Origin of the sequence: Pseudonocardia pini (assembly GCF_013870575.1) — a bacterium.
In the GTDB taxonomy this organism is placed as follows: Bacteria; Actinomycetota; Actinomycetes; order Mycobacteriales; family Pseudonocardiaceae; genus Pseudonocardia; species Pseudonocardia pini.
Genome location: NZ_JACBXB010001033.1, coordinates 1 through 1,552 on the forward strand (window position 1 = coordinate 1; position 1,552 = coordinate 1,552).

Annotated in this window: 2 protein-coding genes and 1 pseudogene; 2 read left to right on the forward strand and 1 reads right to left on the reverse strand. The window is 73.1% G+C overall.

The window, feature by feature from the left end:
* Positions 1 to 115: 115 nt before the first annotated feature.
* Positions 116 to 727 carry a TetR/AcrR family transcriptional regulator gene (locus tag H5J29_RS32195; RefSeq protein ID WP_181784685.1) on the reverse strand — a complete coding sequence of 204 codons (612 nt, stop codon included), beginning with the start codon at positions 725 to 727 and terminating at the stop codon, positions 116 to 118.
* 64 nt (positions 728 to 791) lie between these two features.
* Here H5J29_RS32195 and H5J29_RS32200 point away from each other — a divergent pair, with 64 nt between their 5' ends.
* Both H5J29_RS32200 and H5J29_RS32205 read left to right on the forward strand, forming a co-directional pair.
* Positions 792 to 1,376, forward strand: a complete 585-nt coding sequence (locus H5J29_RS32200) for an NADPH-dependent FMN reductase (RefSeq protein WP_181784686.1) — start codon at positions 792 to 794, stop codon at positions 1,374 to 1,376.
* A pseudogene (locus H5J29_RS32205) lies at positions 1,373 to 1,552 on the forward strand (DHA2 family efflux MFS transporter permease subunit); the annotation flags it as partial. The gene H5J29_RS32200 and the pseudogene H5J29_RS32205, both read left to right, overlap by 4 nt.

Below are 1,552 nucleotides of genomic sequence, written 5' to 3' on the forward strand. Positions count from 1 at the left end.
TGTTCCGCCACCCCGCCGCGAAGGCCCGCCGGGACGCGCTGGTCATCGGCTACGCCACGCCGTCCCCGAGTGCGTGGCCCGCCGCCCTCGAGGCCCTCCGCGGGGTCCTCGTCGCTCAGGGGGCGTAGGCGCGGAGGAAGACCTCGACGCCGTCCTCCACGATCGCGTCGACCTCCTTCGCGGGGAGCGGGAGGGCGCCGTGGAAGGAGCGGCTGGTCACCTCGCCCGCCGCGAGCAGGACAAGGTGCCGGGCCGCGCGGTGCGGGTCCGCCGTGCGGAGCCTGCCCTCGGCCATGAACCGGGCGAGATGCGCCTCCACCGCGCGCTGCACCCGTCGGGGCCCGGTGTCCTGCCAGGAGTCCAGCGCGGCCTCCGGGATGTGCCCGACCTCCGCCTGGATCTGCCGGACCAGCGCGAAGTGGTCGGCGTCGGTCGGCCGGGCGTGGTCGCGGGCGAAGGCGACGAGGGCCTCGCGGAGGTCCGGGACCGCCCCGCCGAGATGCCGGTCCATCGCCTCGACCTGGGCCTCGGCGACGCGTGCGGCGCTCTCCTGGATCACCGTCTCGAACAGGGCGGACTTGTCCGCGACGTGGTTGTAGATCGTGCGCGTGGACACCCCTGCCTCGCGGGCGATCTGGTCGATGCTCGCGCGGGTGTAGCCCTCGCGGGCGAACACGGTCAGCGCGCCGCGCAGGATCGCGCGGCGCTTGTCGGCGAGTCTCGGCACGGCCTAGTTCTACCCGGTACAACGATCGTTGTCACTTTGCCATGCACGTTGTACTTTACCGGCCATGAGCAGTGACATCAGGATCGCGATCATCGTCGGCAGCACCCGGCCGAACCGCCGGGGCGGGCTCGTCGGGGAGTGGGTGCGCCAGGGCGCCGAAGAGCTCGGGCACACCGTCGAGGTGGTCGACCTGGCCGCATGGGACCTCCCGCTGCTCGACGAGCCGAACCCCGCCATCCACGGCGACTACGCGAACCCGCACACCCGCGACTGGGCGGCCACCGTCGCGGGCTTCGACGCCTTCGTCTTCGTGGTGCCGGAGTACAACCACTCGTTCCCCGCCGCGCTGAAGAACGCGATCGACTTCCTGTTCGCGGAGTGGAACGACAAGGCGGCGGGGCTCGTCGGCTACGGCGTGCAGGCCGGGGTGCGCGGGATCGAGGCGCTGCGGCCGGTGCTGTCCGAGGTGAAGGTCGCGCACGTCCGGACCCAGGTCTGCCTGAACCTGATGACCGACTTCGTGCTCACCGGCCCCACGGACGTCGGCCGCATCGAGCCCGCGCCCTACCAGCGCGAGGCCCTCGCGCAGCTGCTCGACGAGGTGGTGGCCTGGGCGGGGGCGCTGAAGGGCCTGAGAGTGCCGGCGTGACCGTCTGGGACCCGGCGACGCGGCGGATCGCGGCCGTCGTCGTCCTGGGGGCGTTGCTCTCCCTGCTCGACGCGACGGTGGTCGCCGTGGGGCTGGAGTCGATCGCCCGGGACCTGGGCGTGGGGCTCGGCGCCGCGCAGTGGATCGCCCACGCCTACCTGGTGGCCCTGGCCGTG

Bases quoted from the DNA above. Each gene is read 5' to 3' on its own strand.
- H5J29_RS32200 (WP_181784686.1), top strand. From the start codon at position 792: ATGAGCAGTGACATCAGGATCGCGATCATCGTCGGCAGCACCCGGCCG.